Origin of the sequence: Halorubrum marinum, from assembly GCF_048381195.1 — an archaeon.
GTDB lineage: Archaea > Halobacteriota > Halobacteria > Halobacteriales > Haloferacaceae > Halorubrum.
On record NZ_JBLWMM010000006.1, the window covers coordinates 402,864 to 421,480 of the forward strand.

Here is an 18,617-nt window from a genome sequence, read left to right on the forward strand (position 1 = left end):
CGCGAAGGAACCGGTATTTATGGTAGCGATCGAGGTACCGGAGATCAACTACACCGACTATTCGAACCGGCAACTGGTGGCGATTCCGCTCGCGATTCTCGTCCTCTCGCTCGCGATCATCGGCGGGTGGTACCTCGTCACGGGTGCGCCGGCGAATCTCGGGCTGGAGTTCACGGGCGGCGTCGAGCTCCGGATCGCCGACGACGGCGACGGCAACATGGAAGAGCGGATCGAGACCGCGTTCGATCAGGAGCCGGACTCGGTCCGGTCCATCCCCGCCGACGACGTGTACGTCGTCACGTTCCGATCGACAGCGGACGATCCGGACGGCTTGGCGAACGACTTGGAGGACCAAGCCGAGGCGGCCGGGCTCGCGACGGAAGCGATCGACCAGGTGTCGCCGAGCTTCGCGGCCGACACGGCACAGACGGCTATCTTCGGCGTCGGACTGGCGTTCCTCGGGATGAGCGTGCTCGTGTTCGCGCTGTTCCGGACGTTCGTTCCCTCCGTCGCAGTCGTCGCATCCGCGTTCTCCGACCTGGTCATCCCCATCGCAGTGATGAACCTGCTCGGGATTCAGATGACGCTCGGAACGATCGCGGCGCTGCTGATGATTATCGGATACAGCGTCGACTCGGACATCCTGTTGAACAACTCCGTGTTGCGCCGGACCGGCGACTTTTACGAGTCGGTCAGCCGCGCGACGCGCACCGGTGTGACGATGACGCTCACGTCGATGGCGGCGATGATCGTCATGGCGATCGTCGCGTCCGTCTTCGGTATCGACCTGCTCCGGAACATCGGGATCATCCTCGCAGTCGGCCTCTGTGCCGACTTGATGAACACGTATCTCATGAACGTCTCACTGCTCCGCTGGTACAAGTTCGAGGGGGTGAACCGGTAGATGTTGGAGCCGATCAAGAACAACTGGCGCGTCCTGCTGCTGGCCGTTGTCGTGGTCGCGGCGTCGGTCGCGCTGTTCGCGCCGCAGTTCGGGCCCGACACCGCGCCGGGCGAGGACACCGCCGAGGCCCAGCAGGGGATAACGAACCTCCAGTACGGGCTCGATCTGGCCGGCGGGACGCGTGTCCGTGCGCCGCTCGTCGGCTACACCGCGACCGATGTCGACTTCGCCGGTGACGTCCCGGCCGACGCGGCGAGAGCGGTCGCGGACGGGTTGGACGGCGTGTCGACTCGGGACGTCAACGCGAACGCCGAGGAACGGGCCATCGAGGTGACCGACCAGTCGGTAACTGAGGCAGAGTTCCAGGCGGCGATGGACGCGTCGGGGTACGAGTACGGCAGTATCCGTAGCGGAGTGACACAGGAGACCCGCGACGTCGCACAGAGCGTCATCCAAGGGAAGATCAACGAGGCGGGGCTCTCCGGTGGAAGCGTCCAGCAGGTGCAGTCGATCACCGGCGAGTACTTCATGCTCGTCGAGGTCCCCGGCGAGGACCGGAGCGACGTGATCGAACTCCTCGAAGAGCGCGGGACCGTCCAGATCGACATCGCGTATCCGACCGATGACGGGACGGCGATTCAAGAAGAGGCGCTGGTTCAGGAGGACTTCGACGACATCGGGACCGCCGCACAGAGCGAGCAGGGACCGGGAGCGTACGTGCCCGTGACGGTCCGTAACACCGCGGCTGAGGGCGAGCAGTCGCCAGCACACAGCTTCCAGCAGGCGATCGTCGATCGCGGGTTCCCCTCGGCGTACAGCTCCGACGCCGCCCAGTGCGACTACCGAGAGAACCCGGACGACGTGAGCAACCCGTGTCTCCTACTCACCGTTGACGGAGAGGTCGTCAACTCCTTCGGGATGGACTCGGACCTCGCCGCGAGCATGGGCCGCGGAGCGTGGGCCGACACCGGGAACTTCCGGCTCACGACCGGCGAGTTCAGCAGCGCACAGACGATATCCATCAACCTGCGCGCCGGCGCGCTCCCGGCCGACCTCGACATCAGCGGACAGGGGACCTCCTCGACTATCTCGGCCACACAGGGGGAGAACTTCCGGATTTACTCGATGATCACCGGCGTGCTCGCGATCTTCGCGGTCGCCGGGATGGTGTTCCTCCGGTACCGCGAACCGCGTGTGGCGCTTCCGATGATCGTCACCGCGCTCGCTGAGGTGTACGCGCTGCTCGGGTTCGCCGCGCTAGTGAACTACCCGATCGAGCTGGCGGTTATCGCCGGCTTCATCGCGGTGGTCGGCACCGGCGTCGACGACCTCGTGATCATCGCCGACGAGGTGATGAGCGAGGGCGACGTGAACTCCCGGAAGGTGTTCGACTCGCGGTTCCGCCGCGCCTTCTGGGTGATCGGCGCGGCCGCCGCGACGACGATCATCGCGATGTCGCCGCTGATGGTGCTCTCGCTCGGGGACCTCTCCGGGTTCGCGATCTTCACCATCCTCGGCGTCCTCATCGGCGTCCTGATCACTCGCCCGGCGTACGGCGACATCCTGCGGCGTCTGCTGACGGTACGGTAGCGGTCGAGCGCGAGCGCGATCCGCTCGCACACTCGGATCAGAATTCGCGTGACCGTCTCAGAACTCGTCGAGTCCCGACTGTTCTGCGGCCGCGAGCACGTCGTCACAGGTCGCCCACGAGCGTCGCGCGCAGTCCGGCACGTCGCCGTGGTCGGCGACGTACTCGCGGAGGAAGGCTCGCGTCGCGGGATCGCTGGGATATCCACTACCGACGTCCGTGTAGTCGGGATACGCGTCGTCGACTTCGGCCATCCGCGCGTCGCGGGCGACCTTGGCGACGACGCTCGCGGCACCGACGACGGGGTCGTCTCCGTCGGCACCGTGTCGAGCGTCGACGGTGACCGCGGGCATATCCGTCCCGTCCCCTATCGAGGAATCCGCCACGAACTCGCCGAGCCGTCGAGCGAATCGCGATTCGCTCGTATCGCCCGCGTCGGCGAGGACGCGGATCGGTTCGTCGTGACCGTCGCGGTCGCCGCGGTCGTCGCGAGCGCCGTGGGGGTCGCGAGCGCCGTGGGATCCGTCAGCGCCCGCATGGCCTACCAGCGCGGCTCGGATCGCCCGTGCCTGCCCCCGAACGGTGAGCGTGTTCATGTCCGTGTCGGGGCGGTCTATTTCGGTCGGTTCGACGAACGCCACGCCGACGGCGACGCCGTCGATGTCGCGGATCGCGCTGTTCATCGCGTCACGCCGCGCCGGACTGATCCGCTTCGAGTCGTCGATATCAGCCGGCAGGCTGGCGGGGTCCGCGATCACGGCCGCGGCGACCATCGGGCCGAGCACCGGCCCCTTTCCGGCCTCGTCGACGCCGAGGTACACACGTCGGTAGTCGGGGTCGGAAAATAAATACGTTCAGAAAGCAGTCGCGGCAGGTCGGCGTCGGTAGGTGGGGAGCCGATTTCGCTCAGTCGAGCAGGACCGCGTTGACCTGTCCGCTCTGACCGGGGCGTGACGTGACGCGGGCGCGACCGGCGGACGTCTCGATAATGGCGCCCTTGGTGATGATGTTCCGGCGGGCGTAGTTGACGTTCGACGGGTTGTCGACGACGTTTTCGATTTCGGCTTCCGACACTTCGCCGTCCTGGGCGACCTGCGCGACGTTCGTCGAGAGCGCGCGGACCTTCGACTCGGTACCGCGGGAGTCGATGTACTGGACTCGCGTCTCGCCGACGGTCGTCTCGGCGGGCTCGCGTCCGAGCTGGTGGCGCTTCTTGTTCGAGGCGTGCTTGAGTCGGCCGCCGGTTCGCTTGCGGGTGGAGCGTCCCTGGTCTTTCATACAGGTACGAACAGTCAGCGAATACTTGAAGCGTTCGACTCGTGCTGGCGCCGAGAGCCGCAGACGCGCCGTTGGGCGCTCCGAGGCGAGCGGTGCAGACCGAAGTTCGATGGTTTAAGTTCCGGGGGTCGAACGGTCACGTATGGTGCGGGACCCGTCACGCGAGGAGGATCCGCCGTCGGTAGACGAGGTGTTGGACGCGTTGGCCGACGACGCCGCGCGGCGGATCGTCGCCGCGCTCTCCGAGCCGAAGACGGCGAGTGACCTCTCCGAAGAGTGTGACATCCCACTGTCCACGACGTATCGAAAACTGGAGCTACTCACCGACGCCTCGCTGTTGGAAGAGTCGACCGACATCCGTCGCGACGGACAGCACACGACCCGGTACGCCGTCTCGTTCGAGACCGTCACCGTCTCGATCGATGAGACGGACGGGAACCGGACGTTCGACGTTGCGTTCACGCGACCCGAGCGCACGCGGGACGAACGACTCGCGGACCTGTGGTCCGAGCTACGAGAAGAAACATGACGACACACCTCAACCTCATCATCATCGTCGCAAAGACCGCCATCCTGTTGCTCGGTGGTAGTATCACCTACTACGCGCTCCGGGCGTACGGTCGCACGGGCGATCCGTCCCTCCGCGCGCTCGGGATCGGGTTCGGGATCGTCACCGTCGGCGCGCTCGTCGGCGGGGTCTCGCATCAGATTATCGGCACGGATCTGGCCGTCGGAATCGCGATTAACAGCCTGTTAACCGCCGTCGGCTTCGGCGTCATCGTCTACTCGCTCTACGTGGAGTGACCGCTCGGACCACGGCCGCGATCGAACCGCTCTCACCCACGTATCGACGTTCGACGAACCCCCGTTTCGGTAGGCTTTTGCGGCGCTCGGCCGTCGATATCGGTAATGACCGACGCACGCGAGGAGCTCTCGCGCCGGATCGCGGGCGAGATAACGCTGAGCGACGATCCCGGGGCAACCCTCCGGAAGTGGCGGACCGACTTCGACGTCTCACAGACGGAGCTCGCCGACCAGCTCGACGTCTCCTCGTCGGTGATCTCTGACTACGAGAGCGGTCGCCGTGAGAGCCCCGGAATCGGCGTCGTGCGACGAACCGTCGACGGACTCCTCGACATCGACGAGCGACGGGGCGGCGGGCGGCTCCGCCAGTACGCGCGAGTGCTCTCCGCCGGCTTCGAGAGCGACATCGTCCACGATCTCCGCGAGTACTCGACGGCGGTTCCCGTCGAGGAGTTCTACGAGGCGATGGGCGCGACGGAGATCGTCCGTGGAGACCAAGACCACGTGAACGGCCACACCGTGATCAACTCGATCCAAGCGATCACCCGACTCTCCAGCGAGGAGTTCTACCGCCTGTACGGCCAGTCGACGAACCGCGCGCTCGTCTTTACGGGCGTGACTCGCGGCGAGTCGCCGCTGGTCGCGTTGCGAGTCGTGAGCCCGACGCCGAACGCGGTCGTGCTCCACGGGATCGAAGCCGAGGACCTGTGGGACCACGCCGGCGACCTCGCCCGCGTCGACGGGTTCTCGCTGGCGACGTCGACCCGCGACCTCGAGGACTGTCTGGCCGACCTGCAGGCGTTGTGACCGAGTGGTGGTCTCGCGACCGACGTGCGGGCTCGTAACCCGCGACCGGACCGATATGCTTCGACCGAACCGCGACCCTGAAACCCGCGGCGACCGTCGACCCCGCCATGACCGACGACTACGCCGAGCGCCTCAGCGCCAACCGCCGGGAGAAAGACGAGTTCTTCGCCGAGCACCCGCAGTCGCCGATCCCGCCCGAGCACCGCGACGGCTTCGAGGGGCTCGACTACTTCGACCCCGACCCGGCGTACCGAGTCGAAGCGACGGTGACGGTTCACGACGACCCCGGACCGGTCGAGATGGAGACGACAGCGAGCAACCCGGTGCGGTACCTGCGAGTCGTCACCTTCGCCTTCGACCTCCGCGGCGAGGAGCACACGCTCGCTGGCTATCAACAAGAGGGCGACGAGGGGACCATCTTCGTTCCGTTCCGCGACAAGACGACCGGGCAACAGACGTACCACCACGGTCGGTACATGGAGCTGGAGCCCGAGGGGGAACTCGGCGACGGCGACGTCGTCACGATAGATTTCAATCTCGCGTACAACCCGTTTTGCGCGTACAGCGAGACGTTCTCGTGTCCGCTCCCGCCCGAAGAGAACTGGCTGGAGGTCGTCGTCCCCGCCGGCGAGAAGGCGCCCGATTTGGAGTAGATCTCAACCGAGTCGGTTGGGCCTACTGAAACCCCTGTGACTGACGTATCCCGTTCCGGGTGCGGTCAATACAGGATACCTCGTACCGATGCCGAACGCCAACCGCTCCACAATATGTCCGTAGCGACGTGCAAGATACAGAGGTTGAGTTCAGCACGACGACTCATTTTTTTCACACAGAAAACAGTTAATTGACCACTCAGTAGATATACGGTTAGACGAGCGGTCTGAAGCTGTGAAGGACCCCAAGACCACCAATAACTGTGCCTCCGATTACCAGCAACGATCCGCTGTCGGGGAACAGTGCTATGTCAGCGACAATCAGTTGGAATCCCAGCAGGGCGATTGCGATTCCCTGCAAACCCGACTGGTTTGTTTGTTGAGCCATATCGACGATATCAGATACTAACGGAATAAAATCCTATGAGACAATATGCGCCTGTATGGACCGATTCGACCCTACCGCTGGTTTATAATACGGCGTGTCACATACGCGCCCTGCATCTTGCACGGCTATCAGGAAATATCTCTGAGTTGACAAAAATGACAACGGAAAATTTGCACTCCTCAGCGACCGGTTATTCGGACGAGAACACGTCTGAACAGTAGGACGTCAACAGATCCGGCCGATTTTAATTTCGGGCCAGCGACCGCAATCTGCAGCCGCGGTACCGCTATCGTTTCAGTTCGACCGTTAGATCGGTCGCGATCCACGCGTCCGTGTTCCCCTGTTCCGTGAAGACGGTGCGGTCGGGCGAACAACGACTCGCCGCGACCGTCGGCCGTGCGTCTGTCGATTCGTCGACGCTGCGTTCGATCCGGTCCCCGGTACTCATTGCCGGTCCGTCAGAGACGCGAGGGGTTATAGATTTCGGTCGGCCTAAACCGCATCCCAGTCGAGCCGACGCGCATTTTGTCGTTTTGTCGTTTTGACGTCGGCGATCCGCGTGGGGAACCGGAGCGCATTACCCGTCGCCCCTCGTCGTCATCGACGATGACCGACTCGCTTTTCACGCCGTTCTCGCTGCGCGACACGGAGTTCCGCAACCGAGTAATGCTGTCCCCGATGTGTCAGTACTCCGCGGACGACGGGTTCGCGAACGACTGGCACCGGACCCACCTCGGAACTCGCGCCGTCGGCGGCGCGGGGGTCGTGATGACCGAGGCGACCGGGGTCGAGGCGCGCGGACGCATTACGCCCGGCTGTCTCGGAATTTGGTCGGACGAGCACGCCGAGGCGATCGCGCCGATCGTCGACTTCGTCAAGTCGCAGGGGGCGACGCCCGGAATCCAGCTCGCACACGCCGGGCGGAAGGCCTCACACCGGGCTCCGTCCGAGGGCGGCGACCCGATTCCGGCAGACGACGAGGCGGGGTGGGAGACGATCTCCGCGACCGACGCCCCGTACCCCGATCCGAGCGTCGACGAGGACGTGCGGGCCGCGACCCGGCGGATGGACGGGGACGACATCGACGACGTGATCGACGCGTTCGCGGCCGCGGCGGAGCGCTCGCTCGATATCGGCTTCGAGATCGCCGAGGTTCACGCCGCCCACGGCTACCTCCTCCACCAGTTCCTGTCGCCGGTCACGAACGACCGCGACGACGAGTACGGCGGGAGCTTCGAGAACCGCACCCGACTGGTCCGCGAGGCCGTGGCCGCAGTCCGCGAGGTCTGGCCCGACGACAAGCCCGTCTTCGTTCGGATCTCCGCGACCGACTGGCTCCCCGATCGCGACTCGTGGGACGTCGACGACTCCGTGCGCCTGGCCCCGCTGCTCGCCGAGGCCGGTGCCGACCTGATCGACGTCTCCGGCGGCGGGATCCACCCGGACCAGCAGCTCCCCGGAACCGGACCCGGCTACCAGGTCCCTTACGCCGAGGCGATCCGCGAGGGAACCGACGTGCCGGTCGCCGCGGTGGGCGGGATCACGGAGCCGACCCACGCCGACGCGCTCGTTCGAAACGGGCGGGCGGACCTCGTCGCGCTGGGTCGCGAGCTGCTGCGGAACCCGTACTGGCCGCTCGAAGCGGCCCACGAGCTCGGCGCCGACGTCGAGTGGCCGGTGCAGTACCGGCGCGGGCGGTTCGACTGAGGGCACCGCGCCCTGTTTGACTGCGACCGCCTCGCACGCTCCGGGAAGACTTATTCCCCTCCCGCGAGCCGACCGCGTATGGAGTACCGATCGTTTCCCGACGAGCGCGGCGACGAGTTCGGCGCGTTCATGCGGTACGCGTTCTCCCCCGCCGAAGGGCCGTACGATCCCGAAGAGGCCGAGGAGCACGACACTATCGCCGACACGCGAGGACTCTTCGACGCTAACGGTGACCCGGTCGCGGTCTGCGCGCACCACTACTTCTCGCTGCGGATCCGTGGTGTCGACCGTGAAGTCGCTGGCCTCTCCGCGGTCGCGTCCCCGCCGGAGCACCGCCGACGGGGGAACGTCGGCCGCTTGCTCCGGGAGTCGCTGGCGGAGTACCGCGACCGCGGCGTCTTCGTCTCGACGCTGTGGCCCTTCGAGTACCCCTTTTATAGCAACTACGGCTGGGCGACCGCGAGCCGCTATCGCCGTCTCACCGCACCGCCGGACCAGCTCGGGTTCGTCGACGACCTGATCGCGACCGCCGGCGACGACGCCGGGACCTTCCGCCGACTCGGCGGGGACGACTACCCGGCGGTGAAACCGGTGCTCGCGGCGATGGCGGACCGCTACGACCTGACGATGGACTGGACCGAGGAGTGGTGGCGCGAGCGCGCCCTCGAAGGCTGGAAGACCGACCCGTTCGTCTACGGGTGGGAGCGCGACGGGGAGCTCCGCGCGGTCTGCGCGTACAGCTTCGACGACGACCCGGACGACGCGGACGACACGGTGATGCGCGTCACCGACGTCGCCGTCGCGGACGACGAGGCGTGGTTCCAGCTGCTGCGCTTCGTCCGCAACCACGATTCGCAGATCGCCGAGGCCCGGATTCGCGCCCCGCCGGACGCGCCGCTGCTCGACCTCGTCGCGGACCCCCGCGCCGTCGACGTCGAGGCCCGTACCGGACCGATGGTCCGGATCGTCGACGTCGCGGCCGCCCTCGAAGCGCTCGCTCCCGACCCCGCGATCGAGACCGCGTTCTCGCTTTCGGTCTCCGACCCGCTCGTCGAGTGGAACGACGGGACGTTCCGGGTCGCCGTCGCGGACGGGACGGTGGCGGCCGAGCCGACGGACGACGACCCAGCCGCCGATACAGCCGCGACGGTCGCGCTCGATATCGGTACCCTCTCGCAGCTGTACGTCGGCTATCAATCGGTTAGCGAGGCGGTTCGGAGCGGTGGGCTCACCGTCGATTCACCGCCCACCGTCGATTCACCGCCCACCGTCGATTCCGCGCTCGCCACCGACCTCCGGGAGCTGTTCCCGTCGCGGACGACCCACCTCCGAGAGGGATTCTGACTTCCCCGACGGCAAGCGTCGGCCGGGCTTTTTATCCGCTGACCGCCTACGGTGCGCCATGAGTTCCCGCGACGACCGACGCGACGACCGCAGGCGAGGGGGCGACGCCGACCTCGAGGACCGGCTCGACGAGCTCGAAGACGTGCTGACCGAGCTCCGCCGCGATCTCCGCGAGACCGAACGCGACCGCCGCGGGCCCCCGCGGCCGCCCAGCCTCTCCGAGCTCGTCCGCTTCACCGAGCGGTATACCATCCCGACGATCATCGCCCTCCTCGAGACGACGATCAAGTCGCTCGAACTCCTGCAGGGGACGCTCCGATTGGCCGACTCCGGGCGACGCATCGGCGACGAAACGGGTGCCTCCGTCGACCGTCTCGGCGAGGTCCGTGACGGCGCGAGCGCCGGTCTCGCACGGTCGCTCTCGGAGCTTCGCACCGCGCTGTCGGAGGCCGACCTCCCCGAAGAGGCCGCTTCTCGTTCGATCATCGCGGACGCGCGCGATCTCACCGCGGAGATCGAATCGCGAATCGAGGAGAGTCGCCGGGAGGTCGACTCGGCGCGTCGAGGAGACCGGCGCGAGACGGACAGACGGACCGGCAGCCGCGGCGGCAGGGATAGCCGTGACGATGCGGTCGACGGCGATGACGCGGCTGATAGTGCCGAGACCGGCGGGATTCAGATCGACGTGACGGACCCCGACGACGACCGCAGCGACCCGACCGAGACGGCCGACGAAGTCGACGATACCCCCTCGCCCGAGGTCGACGTGGAGTCCGAACTGGAGTCCATCAGACGGCAGGTCGACGGCGACGACGCCGAGGAAAGAGACGATGTCGAGGGGAGCGATAACGGCGAAGAGGGCAACGAGTCAGACGAGGCCGACCCCGACGACGGTTCGGACGACGACGGTTCGGACGACGACCCCGACGGCGACGCACGCGCCGCCTAGCGCGCCCGAGGGTCAGAACTCCGCCCCGAGCCGCTCCGCGACGCGCTCGGCGGAATCGGCGAGCAGCGCTTCGTCGTCCGTGAACACTTCTATCGCGACGGTCCCGTCGAACCCCGACAGCTCGGCTTCGACGACGCCGTAGTCGACTTCGCCCGCGCCGACCGGGATGTGCGTGTCCCCCCGGCGTCGCACGTCGTGACAGTGGAGGTGAGAGATCTGATCGCCGTGGCCGCGGAGGAACCGTTTGATCGCTTTGTTTCCGCCCTCCATGTACGCGTGTCCCACGTCGAAGCAGACGGGTGTATCCGTCTCGTCAGCGATCTCGCCGAGGATCGAGAGCTGGATCCCCTTGTGTTGGTGTCCGACGTTCTCGACGACGACCTCGACGCCCGCCGCGCGGCCGGCGTCGGCGACGCGTTGCAGCTGCTCGGTCGCCACGTCGCGGAAGCCGACGTCGTCGCGGTCGGCCGAGGTCGCGTGGAGCACTGCCTTTTCAGCACCGAGAGTGCCCGCCGCGTCGAGCAGGCGGCGCTGGTAGGCGACGATCGCGTCGTTGACCTCGGGCGCGTAGCTCGTCAGCGGCTGGCTGTACGGGAGATGCACGAGCAGGTCCCGGTCCGCGAGCGCCCGATCGAGCCGGTCGGTGTCGATATCCCCCGGCACGAGCGTCGGCTCGCCGATCCCGAGCTCGTAGAAGTCGAACCGCTCCGAGGCCGCCGCGAGCCGATCGAGGTCGTCGCCGACGGTGAGGCCGATGTCCATGTCGGCGGTCCGAGCGGCGTCGGTTTATACGTGATGCCGCCGATTCGGTAGTCCTGTTGCGATCCAGTTGACCGCGTTATATACTGCAATCGCTCAGTACAGCCACAGCGGCGATCGATAGCGGAAGGAGTGTCGCAGTACGGTTGCTCAGTTGTTTATAAGTCATTGAGTGGTGTTGCTGTCGGCTGTTTATCGGTGATCGATGACTCTGCGATGACGGCCTTCAAAGCCCCAGTCGCGAGGACTCGCGCGGCTCGTTGTGCGCTTCAGTCGCTCACTTCCGTTCGCTCCTTCCAGTGCTTACGTCGCCGTGCTTCGTCCTCGCGACTGCCCCTTAGAGTCCCACCCGCCCCGCACAGCAACCGCACCTCTCACCTCCCCAGCCTCGTCGGACCGGCGCAGCCGCGCCGGTCCGACTCCCTCGCACCGTCGGCGAGCGGCCAAAAGGCCGCTCACCGGGGCGCGCCACCGCACCGCTTTTATATACAATCGTCGCCGTCGCTCGTGGTTGTTTAAACATTATGTCGCTGCCATCGATCTGCACACTCACTCCCGCAGTTGATCACAAAGTGGCCTCACGGCTGGCTCTGCAGGAAATATACCGAACGAATAACATTCAACAGCGCCGCTTCAGTCGTCGAGCGGATTCTCGACGTCGATCTCACCCGAATCGATCTCCGCTTCGACCTCGCGTACGGCTTTGACCATGTTCTCGGTCTTGCCGTAGGCGATGTCGCGCGGGAGCAGCTTCAGGCCGCAGTCGGGCGAGATAGTGAGTTTCTCCGGTGGGACGACGCGGAGGCCCTGCCGGATGTTTTCCTTGATATCCTCGACGGGCTCCACCTCGGCCGTGTGGGCGTCGACGACGCCGAGCGCGAGGTCGGGCTCGAATTCGGGATCGGTGAACGTGGGGATCTGCTCGAAGTCGCCGTTACACAGCTCCACGTCGAACTCGTCGATCGGGTAGTCGTTGATCTCGGGGTAGATCCGCGAGTAGTCGCCGTAACAGACGTGGAGGCCGATACGGACCTCCTCGTCGATGCCCGAGACGATCCGTTCGAGCGCCTCGCCGACGATGGCGTGGTCCTCGGGCGTCGTCGCGAGCGCGGGCTCGTCGATCTGGATGTAGCGAGCGCCCGCCTCGACGAGCTTCTCGACCTCCTCGTTCACGAGGTCCGCGAGGTCGTACACGAGCTCCTCCGTCGAGGGGTACGCCTCGTTGAACGCCCAGAAGCCGAGCGTGTACGGCCCCGTGATGGGCACCTTTACCGGGCGCTCGGCGACGTTCGAGGTGAACTCGAACTCGTCGACGAGCCACGGCTCGTCGTACGCGACTTCCTCGACGACGCTCGGCTTGTCGAAGTAGTTGTGGCCCCACACCTTCACGGGGCCGTTGAACTCGTAGCCGTCGATGCGGTCGGCGAAGAACTCGACCATCTCGTTGCGGCGCATCTCGCCGTCGACGACGGTGTCGAGACCGGCGCGTTCGTGTTCGTGCGTGATGAGACGACAGGCGTCGTCGTGCGCCTCTTCGAGGTCCGACTCGTCGAACTTCGAGTCCGGGTCGTCGACGAGTTCGTCGGCCCGGTTGAGCCATTTCGGCTTCGGGTACGAGCCGACGACGGTCGTCAACAGGAACGCGTCGTTCGGGTGGTCGTGCGGGCGGAACTGTTCGCGGTTGGCGGACGGATTTCGGACCATTACTCGAGCACCTCCGTGGCGGCGGCCAGCGTGTTCAGCTTCGCGCGGTACTTGTTCGCAGGCAGGTAGAACAGCTCGGTGTTCGGGGTCAGGTAGGTGGTGTCAAAGCCTTCCGCGGGGACCTGTGACTCGAACCACTCGACGCGCTCGGCGATCGTCTCCGGCTCCTCGACGAGCGTGTTCTGCCCGTCGACGAGTCCGAGCGCGAGCGAGTCGGTGGATCCGAACTCTTGGACGTTGTAGACGGTATCTTCGCGGTCACCGGCGACCAGATCGAGCCCGAGCGCGTCCGCGCCCGCCTCGTCGACGAGGTGCGCGTACAGCTTCTCATCGAGTGCGCCGTACGAGGTCTGCACGACGACCTCGGCGTCGGTCGCGTCGGCGACCGTCGAAATCGCGTCCGTCGCGGTCGATTCCTCGCCCTCGGCGGGCGGGTTCGTCACCAGCGACGGCTCGACGAGGAACAGCGTCTCGTGGGCGGGGAACGCCTCGATCTCTCCGGCGAGGAACTCGGCGATCGCGGCCTGAAACTCGGCCTCGTCGCCGTAGTGCTCGTCGGTCGCGAGCCGCGCGAGCGAGTAGGGTCCCGGGAGGGTCGCGGCCAGCGGGGCCTCGCCGTCGATCAGTTCGACCGCGGATTCCAGCTCGCGTGCCACGTCGCCGGAGAAGTCGAGGTCGTCGACGACCCGCGGGTCGCGGTAGAAGTTGTTGTTGTCGTAGTAGCGGACGATCCCGCCGGTCTCGACGCTGTCGTGGACGGTAAGGGGGTGCGCGATCATGTCGTCCCAGCGACCCTGGCCCTCGACGATCCGGTCGAGGCCGGCGTCCAGCTGGTCGTCGACGTACTCCGCGCGCACCTCGTCGTACTGTTCGACGATCTCCTCGCTCTCGTCGCCGCTTAACAGGTCACCCTTCTGATGGCCCTTGAGGTCCGAGAGCGTCTCTTTCGCCCAGTCCGGAAGCGGGTACAGCCCCGGCGTGGCTGCGACTCGTTCAGTCATCACCGATCGTTCGATATGCCGTCGTATAATATTTGCTAATGTGTTTTATGTATCGGGGTTATTTTTCGAGAGGCCGAACAGTTACCACGACGGCCGTGGATCCGAGCGTATGACCGTCGTTTCCCTCTTCCCGTCCGCCACCGAGGTGGTCGCGGCGCTCGGGGCATCCCCCGCCGCGGTCTCACATCAGTGCGACTATCCGCAATCGGTGGCGGAGCGACCGACGCTCACCGGGTTGGTTCGGGATCTCGACGGCGACCCCGAGACGGACGACCGGATCGTCGCGCACGACGACGTGTACTACCTCGACGGCGACGCGCTGGCCGCGGCCGATCCGGACATGGTGCTCACGCAGGGCGTCTGCGGCGTCTGCGCGCTCGACGCCGGTCTCGCGCGGCGGGGCGTCGAACGGCTTGACCTCGACGCGACGGTGCTCGACGTCCACGCCGACGACCTCGACGACGTCCTCGCGAACGTCGAACGGATCGCGGAAGCGATCGGGCGGCACGAGGCCGGTGTGGTCCTCCGTTCGCGGCTCGAATCGCGGATCGACGCCGTCGCCGACGCCGTCGCCGTCGATAGTCCCGACGCCGCGGCCCACGACGCCGCGGCCCACGACGCCGCGGCCCACGACGCCCCACGGGTCGCGGTCCTCGACTGGACCGATCCGCTCCGCCACGCCGGGCTCTGGGTCCCCGACCTGATCCGGATCGCCGGCGGGGAGTCCGGGATTGTGTCGGGCGGCGAGCGGTCGAGGAAGATCGGTCCCGCGGAGCTGCGCGACTTCGATCCCGAAGTCGTCGTCGTCGGCCCCTGCGGCGCCGATGTTCGCGAGGCAGAGCGGGCGGCAGCCGAACTGCTGGATCGGAACCGGTTCGACGACCTCGCGGCGGTGCGTGACGGACGGGTGTACGCCATGGACGGCACCGCGTATCTCAACCGCCACAGCCACCGCGTCGTCGACACCCTGGAGGCGTTAGCGACCGTGATCCGACCCGATCGGTTCGAGGAGTCGGGGGAGAGGGTCCGGCGCCTCTCGGGGGGCGAGGGCGAGTCTGCGGCGACGAACTGACGCATCTCCGCCGCGTCTCGATGCCCGATATCGGGGGGGTAATCCCGGGCGGGACCCCCCGAGCGTCGCCGGCGGCGAACGGCTACGACCGACGCAGCGCGAGCACCGTGAGCGTCTCGAACGGGAACGAGTCCTCGACGACGACCTCGTGTTCGAACCCAGAATCCTCGATCAACGCGAGCACCGCGTCGTACCCCGTCAGCGAGGAGACGAGGAGCAGGACGACTCCGCCGGGTGCGAGCACCCGACCCACGTCGGTGAGGAACGGTTCAATGAGTTCGCGACCCGACTCGCCGCCCGAGAGCGCGTGCTCCATCCAGTCGCCCCACTCGTTGTCCGGATCGGTGGGGAGGTACGGCGGATTGAAACAGACGGTGTCGAAGGCGTCCGCTTGGAAGGGGGCCAGAAGATCAGCGACGACACACTCCACGCCCCGCTCTCGCGCCTGCCGAGCCGCGTGCGGATTGAGGTCGCTGCCGACCACGTCGAGACCGCGTTCTGCGGAAATCTGCGCCGCGACCCAGCCGGACCCCGTCCCGACCTCTAGCACGCGACCGTGGGCCGTCTCGACGGCCGCCTCCGCGAGGAGCCCCGAGTCCTCGGCCGGTTGATAGACGACCGCCTCGTCGAGCCCGCGGCGCGCGGCGAGGTCGGAACTCGACTCCGCGTCGGCCCGCTCGCCGTCCGCGCGCTCGGCCCTCTCCCGGCCGGCGTCTGCGTTCTTGGCGCGCTCTCGGTCGCTCATCTGTCCGCACCCCCGTTTCCGTCTGCGGAGCCGTGAGACCCTCCGCGCGTCACCGCCCGCTCCTCGACCGATGCGTCCAACTGCGGCTCGGACGATCCGGACTCCCGAGCGGAGAGCGTCTGCTGCGGGAAGGGGATCGTAATCCCCGCCTCCTCCAGCGCGGACTTGATCGCGTTCATCGCCGCGGTCTGCGTCCGCCAGCGCTTCCGCATACTCGGGTTGCGGATCCAGTAGCGGACGCCGAGCACGACCGCCGAATCGCCGAACCGCTTCGTCACCACGCCGGGCTCGGGCATCGCCGCGATGTCGTCGGTGTCGGCGACCGTCTCCGCGATCAGCGCGGCCGCACGCTCGATGTCCGTGTCGTAGTCGACGCCGACCTCGATCTCGATCCGCAGGCGGTTCCGACGCGACCGATCGACGATCGAGCCCGACCGAACGGTGTCGTTCGGCACCGTGATCATCTCGCCGTCGAACGATCGCAGCCGCGTGCTCATGATCGATATCTCCGTGACGGTCCCCTCGTGGTCGCCGATCGCCACCCAGTCGCCCACCTCGAACGGCCGCGAGAACATCAACACGAACCCGGCCAACACCGCGCCGAGCGTCTGGCGAGCCGCCATCCCGACCACGATCCCTAAAAAGCCCGCCCCGACGAGGAGACTGCCGACGTTGTCGGTGAACAGTCCGACCACGACGAGCAGCGCGAACGTGTACACCGACAGCTGCGTGAGTCTGCGGATCACCTCCTCCTGATGGTCCGTGAGCGCCGTGCTCTCGGCGGACACCTCCCGGATGACCCCGCTGAAAAAGTCCGTGACGGCGTACGCGCTCGCCAGCACGACCACCGCGAGCACGACGTTCGACAGCTGGTCCGCCACCATCGCCGCGTCGTATGCGTCACGGAGCGCACCGCTGCGGTCCCACACTGCGAGTAAAGAGAGGGCGCCGACCGCAGTCGCGGTGGCAACGGTCGTCGACAGCAGGAGGCGCTGCATCGAAGAGAGCTCGCCGTTGCGCTTCTTCGCCCACCCGACGAGCAGGCGCACGCCGAGGACGGCGACACCGATAAGCAGCGAGGCGAGAACGCGCTCGGTGTTTCCGGTGAGTACGCCGTAGAAATCGCCGGACGGGTCCGCGGTGGACACGACCGAAACCGCGGCCCAGACCGCGCCCTCGAGCGAACTCATCGAGGTGTCACACCTCTGTCGGTGAGCCGTGTCCGCGGGCGAGCTCCGCGAGGGCCGCGAACGCCGACGGGTCCAGCGTGCCGGGACGGCGGCGCAACAGGTCCTCGTCCGCGGCGTCGACGACGGCGTCCGGATCTCCGAGCCCGGAGATGTGGCCGGTGTTACGGATCGCGTTTCGGACCGTCTTTCGGCGCTGGGTGAAAAGCGCCTTCACGAACCGGAGGAAGAACGCCTCGTCGCCGACCTCGTAGTCGGGGTCACGGGGCGTACAGCGCACGATCGCGCTCTCGACCGCCGGTTGCGGGTCGAAGGCCTCCTTCGGGACGCGCTCGACGATCTCGACGGCGGCGTAGTGCTGGGCGGAGACGGAGAGCCGGCCGTACTCCGATTCACCCGCAGACGCCACCATCCGCTCGGCGAACTCCGCTTGGAACATCAACACGAGCGGCTTCCCCTCGGGAAGCAGCCGGAAGGCGATCTCGGAGGAGACGCCGTACGGGAGGTTGGAGACGCAGGCGGTAAACGGCGGGAGATCGACGTCGAGCGCGTCGCCCTCGATCACGTCCAGCAGGCCGTCGTCGACCGCGGCGGCGAACTCCTGGCGGAGGAAATCGGCGAAGTTTCTGTCCCGCTCGATCACGGTGAGACGGCCGCCCCGCGTTTCGGCGTCCCCGTCGGCGCTCTCGGTGGACGTGATCGTCGCCAAGAGGCGGTCGGTGAGCGCGCCCGCGCCGCCGCCGATCTCGAGGAGGTGACTCGCGTCCGCGTCGTCCGGGAGGTACGTCGGGATTCGGTCGAGGACGCGGTCGTCGACGAGGAAGTGCTGGTCGCGGTCGGGGTTCGCGCGCTCCCCGGCGCGTCGCGCGAGCGCATCGGGGTCGCGGTCCCCGTACGCCGCGCCCACGCCCGTCGATGAGTCGGTCATAGACGCGTTACTCCGTCGTTCCGGGTAAAAGTCCCGTTTCGGTGCGTCGGCTGCGCCGCACGCGGGTCCGGTGGCCGCGCCGCACACGTGGACCGCGGCGTCGACAACCCGGTGTCGACAACCCGACGTCGATACCGCTAGGCCGCCGATTCCTCACTCCTCGCGTCCGGCGAACCGCCGGTACTTCAGGTCCTCCTCTTGGATCTCCTCCACGATCCGCTCAACAATCACCTCTCGGGGACGGTGAAGCCCGGAGACCCGCTCCGACACCTCCTCGAAGCTCTCGAACGGACCGCGCTTCCGCTCGTCGAGGATGCCGTTCCGGAGCTTCTTCCCGATTCCTGGGAGGAGGTTGAGCTGGTGAAGTCGAAGCGTGATCGGTCCGGCCTCGTTGTAGAAGTCGACGAATCGCCGCTCGTCGCTCTCGACGATGTCCGCGACGGCGTACTCGACCTCGGCGGCCGCGTTTCGAGTGATGTCATCGAACGACATCTCACGGTAGCGACCGACCAGCGGTCCGTCGAGTGCGATCCGGTCGCTCACGGAGACGTCCGCCTCGTCGTCGAGCGCGAGCTCGTACAGCCGGAACGACTCGGTCCCGAGCCCGTAGGCGACCGGTGACTTCCGGTACTGCGGGCGCTCGTCGTCCGGACGTCCGTTGGGTAACACGTCCAACAGGACTACCGTCGGACCGGCGTCCGCGTCTGCCGCGTCGGGGTCGGGATCTGTCATAGTTGTGTTATCGGTTTGAAACGTGAAAAAACCGCCGCCGGACGGGGGTTCTCGGCGGCGGGGTTCG

General features: G+C 66.9%; 20 protein-coding genes. 10 read left to right on the forward strand and 10 right to left on the reverse strand.

Features of this window, described 5'->3' with window-relative positions; genetic code table 11:
• Positions 1-19 precede the first annotated feature (19 nt).
• Together secF and ACNSN4_RS11385 are read left to right on the forward strand one after the other, a co-directional pair.
• Complete coding sequence (gene secF / locus ACNSN4_RS11380; RefSeq protein WP_418285933.1) at positions 20-904, forward strand: protein translocase subunit SecF; 885 nt, start codon at positions 20-22, stop codon at positions 902-904.
• On the forward strand, positions 905-2,494 hold the full coding sequence (locus ACNSN4_RS11385; RefSeq protein ID WP_418285934.1) for a preprotein translocase subunit SecD: 1,590 nt from the start codon (positions 905-907) through the stop codon (positions 2,492-2,494).
• A 57-nt stretch (positions 2,495-2,551) separates the two neighbouring features.
• On the opposite strand, the gene rnhB is transcribed toward ACNSN4_RS11385, so the two are convergent.
• Positions 2,552-3,313, reverse strand: a complete 762-nt coding sequence (rnhB, locus tag ACNSN4_RS11390; RefSeq protein WP_418285935.1) for a ribonuclease HII — start codon at positions 3,311-3,313, stop codon at positions 2,552-2,554.
• 85 nt (positions 3,314-3,398) lie between these two features.
• A complete protein-coding gene (locus ACNSN4_RS11395; protein ID WP_418285936.1) occupies positions 3,399-3,770 on the reverse strand; it encodes a 30S ribosomal protein S8e in 372 nt (123 codons plus the stop codon).
• Positions 3,771-3,912: 142 nt separating this feature from the next.
• Here ACNSN4_RS11395 and ACNSN4_RS11400 point away from each other — a divergent pair, with 142 nt between their 5' ends.
• From ACNSN4_RS11400 to ACNSN4_RS11415, 4 genes are all read left to right on the forward strand, one after another.
• Complete coding sequence (locus tag ACNSN4_RS11400) at positions 3,913-4,299, forward strand: ArsR/SmtB family transcription factor (RefSeq protein WP_418285937.1); 387 nt, start codon at positions 3,913-3,915, stop codon at positions 4,297-4,299.
• Positions 4,296-4,574: a DUF7521 family protein gene (locus tag ACNSN4_RS11405; protein WP_418285938.1), complete on the forward strand. Its 279-nt coding sequence runs from the start codon at positions 4,296-4,298 to the stop codon at positions 4,572-4,574. The genes ACNSN4_RS11400 and ACNSN4_RS11405 overlap by 4 nt, the downstream gene beginning before the upstream one ends.
• Before the next feature lie 105 nt (positions 4,575-4,679).
• The gene (locus ACNSN4_RS11410) at positions 4,680-5,381 is read left to right on the forward strand and encodes a helix-turn-helix domain-containing protein (RefSeq protein ID WP_418285939.1); all 702 of its coding nucleotides are present in this window, start codon (positions 4,680-4,682) and stop codon (positions 5,379-5,381) included.
• Positions 5,382-5,488: 107 nt separating this feature from the next.
• Entirely contained in the window at positions 5,489-6,034 is a 546-nt protein-coding gene (locus tag ACNSN4_RS11415; RefSeq protein WP_418285940.1) for a DUF1684 domain-containing protein, read from the forward strand.
• A gap of 674 nt (positions 6,035-6,708) precedes the next feature.
• Here the strand turns inward: ACNSN4_RS11415 and ACNSN4_RS11420 are convergent.
• On the reverse strand, positions 6,709-6,870 hold the full coding sequence (locus tag ACNSN4_RS11420; RefSeq protein ID WP_418285941.1) for a hypothetical protein: 162 nt from the start codon (positions 6,868-6,870) through the stop codon (positions 6,709-6,711).
• Between the two features lie 158 nt (positions 6,871-7,028).
• Here ACNSN4_RS11420 and ACNSN4_RS11425 point away from each other — a divergent pair, with 158 nt between their 5' ends.
• The 3 genes from ACNSN4_RS11425 to ACNSN4_RS11435 all read left to right on the forward strand — a co-directional run bounded on the left by ACNSN4_RS11425 (position 7,029) and on the right by ACNSN4_RS11435 (position 10,422).
• A complete protein-coding gene (locus tag ACNSN4_RS11425; RefSeq protein WP_418285942.1) occupies positions 7,029-8,129 on the forward strand; it encodes an NADH:flavin oxidoreductase/NADH oxidase in 1,101 nt (366 codons plus the stop codon).
• Positions 8,130-8,207: 78 nt separating this feature from the next.
• Positions 8,208-9,473 carry a GNAT family N-acetyltransferase gene (locus ACNSN4_RS11430; RefSeq protein ID WP_418285943.1) on the forward strand — a complete coding sequence of 422 codons (1,266 nt, stop codon included), beginning with the start codon at positions 8,208-8,210 and terminating at the stop codon, positions 9,471-9,473.
• A gap of 58 nt (positions 9,474-9,531) precedes the next feature.
• A complete protein-coding gene (locus tag ACNSN4_RS11435) occupies positions 9,532-10,422 on the forward strand; it encodes a DUF7547 family protein (protein WP_418285944.1) in 891 nt (296 codons plus the stop codon).
• 12 nt (positions 10,423-10,434) lie between these two features.
• Here ACNSN4_RS11435 and ACNSN4_RS11440 read toward each other — a convergent pair whose 3' ends face one another.
• From ACNSN4_RS11440 to ACNSN4_RS11450, 3 genes are all read right to left on the reverse strand, one after another.
• Entirely contained in the window at positions 10,435-11,184 is a 750-nt protein-coding gene (locus tag ACNSN4_RS11440) for a sugar phosphate isomerase/epimerase family protein (protein WP_418285945.1), read from the reverse strand.
• A gap of 630 nt (positions 11,185-11,814) precedes the next feature.
• Positions 11,815-12,885: a methionine synthase gene (locus ACNSN4_RS11445; RefSeq protein WP_418285946.1), complete on the reverse strand. Its 1,071-nt coding sequence runs from the start codon at positions 12,883-12,885 to the stop codon at positions 11,815-11,817.
• Positions 12,885-13,886 (reverse strand): 5-methyltetrahydropteroyltriglutamate--homocysteine methyltransferase, encoded by a 1,002-nt coding sequence (locus ACNSN4_RS11450; protein WP_418285947.1) that lies wholly within the window; start codon positions 13,884-13,886, stop codon positions 12,885-12,887. Before ACNSN4_RS11450 ends, ACNSN4_RS11445 begins: the two co-directional genes overlap by 1 nt.
• Before the next feature lie 109 nt (positions 13,887-13,995).
• On the opposite strand from ACNSN4_RS11450, the gene ACNSN4_RS11455 reads away from it, so the two are divergent.
• On the forward strand, positions 13,996-14,958 hold the full coding sequence (locus ACNSN4_RS11455; RefSeq protein WP_418285948.1) for an ABC transporter substrate-binding protein: 963 nt from the start codon (positions 13,996-13,998) through the stop codon (positions 14,956-14,958).
• 82 nt (positions 14,959-15,040) lie between these two features.
• Here ACNSN4_RS11455 and ACNSN4_RS11460 read toward each other — a convergent pair whose 3' ends face one another.
• The 4 genes from ACNSN4_RS11460 to ACNSN4_RS11475 all read right to left on the reverse strand — a co-directional run bounded on the left by ACNSN4_RS11460 (position 15,041) and on the right by ACNSN4_RS11475 (position 18,550).
• Positions 15,041-15,703, reverse strand: a complete 663-nt coding sequence (locus tag ACNSN4_RS11460; RefSeq protein WP_418285949.1) for a HemK2/MTQ2 family protein methyltransferase — start codon at positions 15,701-15,703, stop codon at positions 15,041-15,043.
• Positions 15,700-16,893, reverse strand: a complete 1,194-nt coding sequence (locus ACNSN4_RS11465) for a mechanosensitive ion channel family protein (RefSeq protein WP_418285950.1) — start codon at positions 16,891-16,893, stop codon at positions 15,700-15,702. Before ACNSN4_RS11465 ends, ACNSN4_RS11460 begins: the two co-directional genes overlap by 4 nt.
• Positions 16,894-16,900: 7 nt before the next feature.
• Positions 16,901-17,818, reverse strand: a complete 918-nt coding sequence (locus ACNSN4_RS11470) for a 16S ribosomal RNA methyltransferase A (RefSeq protein WP_418285951.1) — start codon at positions 17,816-17,818, stop codon at positions 16,901-16,903.
• 153 nt (positions 17,819-17,971) lie between these two features.
• On the reverse strand, positions 17,972-18,550 hold the full coding sequence (locus ACNSN4_RS11475; protein WP_418285952.1) for a DUF655 domain-containing protein: 579 nt from the start codon (positions 18,548-18,550) through the stop codon (positions 17,972-17,974).
• Positions 18,551-18,617 lie beyond the last annotated feature (67 nt).

Bases quoted from the DNA above. Each gene is read 5' to 3' on its own strand.
- ACNSN4_RS11410 (WP_418285939.1), top strand. From the start codon at position 4,680: ATGACCGACGCACGCGAGGAGCTCTCGCGCCGGATCGCGGGCGAGATA.
- ACNSN4_RS11415 (WP_418285940.1), top strand. From the start codon at position 5,489: ATGACCGACGACTACGCCGAGCGCCTCAGCGCCAACCGCCGGGAGAAA.
- ACNSN4_RS11400 (WP_418285937.1), top strand. From the start codon at position 3,913: ATGGTGCGGGACCCGTCACGCGAGGAGGATCCGCCGTCGGTAGACGAG.
- ACNSN4_RS11430 (WP_418285943.1), top strand. From the start codon at position 8,208: ATGGAGTACCGATCGTTTCCCGACGAGCGCGGCGACGAGTTCGGCGCG.
- ACNSN4_RS11460 (WP_418285949.1), bottom strand. From the start codon at position 15,703: ATGAGCGACCGAGAGCGCGCCAAGAACGCAGACGCCGGCCGGGAGAGG.
- ACNSN4_RS11475 (WP_418285952.1), bottom strand. From the start codon at position 18,550: ATGACAGATCCCGACCCCGACGCGGCAGACGCGGACGCCGGTCCGACG.
- ACNSN4_RS11425 (WP_418285942.1), top strand. From the start codon at position 7,029: ATGACCGACTCGCTTTTCACGCCGTTCTCGCTGCGCGACACGGAGTTC.
- ACNSN4_RS11450 (WP_418285947.1), bottom strand. From the start codon at position 13,886: ATGACTGAACGAGTCGCAGCCACGCCGGGGCTGTACCCGCTTCCGGAC.
- secF (WP_418285933.1), top strand. From the start codon at position 20: ATGGTAGCGATCGAGGTACCGGAGATCAACTACACCGACTATTCGAAC.
- ACNSN4_RS11465 (WP_418285950.1), bottom strand. From the start codon at position 16,893: ATGAGTTCGCTCGAGGGCGCGGTCTGGGCCGCGGTTTCGGTCGTGTCC.
- ACNSN4_RS11420 (WP_418285941.1), bottom strand. From the start codon at position 6,870: ATGAGTACCGGGGACCGGATCGAACGCAGCGTCGACGAATCGACAGAC.
- ACNSN4_RS11440 (WP_418285945.1), bottom strand. From the start codon at position 11,184: ATGGACATCGGCCTCACCGTCGGCGACGACCTCGATCGGCTCGCGGCG.
- ACNSN4_RS11445 (WP_418285946.1), bottom strand. From the start codon at position 12,885: ATGGTCCGAAATCCGTCCGCCAACCGCGAACAGTTCCGCCCGCACGAC.
- ACNSN4_RS11435 (WP_418285944.1), top strand. From the start codon at position 9,532: ATGAGTTCCCGCGACGACCGACGCGACGACCGCAGGCGAGGGGGCGAC.
- ACNSN4_RS11405 (WP_418285938.1), top strand. From the start codon at position 4,296: ATGACGACACACCTCAACCTCATCATCATCGTCGCAAAGACCGCCATC.
- ACNSN4_RS11455 (WP_418285948.1), top strand. From the start codon at position 13,996: ATGACCGTCGTTTCCCTCTTCCCGTCCGCCACCGAGGTGGTCGCGGCG.
- ACNSN4_RS11470 (WP_418285951.1), bottom strand. From the start codon at position 17,818: ATGACCGACTCATCGACGGGCGTGGGCGCGGCGTACGGGGACCGCGAC.
- ACNSN4_RS11385 (WP_418285934.1), top strand. From the start codon at position 905: ATGTTGGAGCCGATCAAGAACAACTGGCGCGTCCTGCTGCTGGCCGTT.
- ACNSN4_RS11395 (WP_418285936.1), bottom strand. From the start codon at position 3,770: ATGAAAGACCAGGGACGCTCCACCCGCAAGCGAACCGGCGGCCGACTC.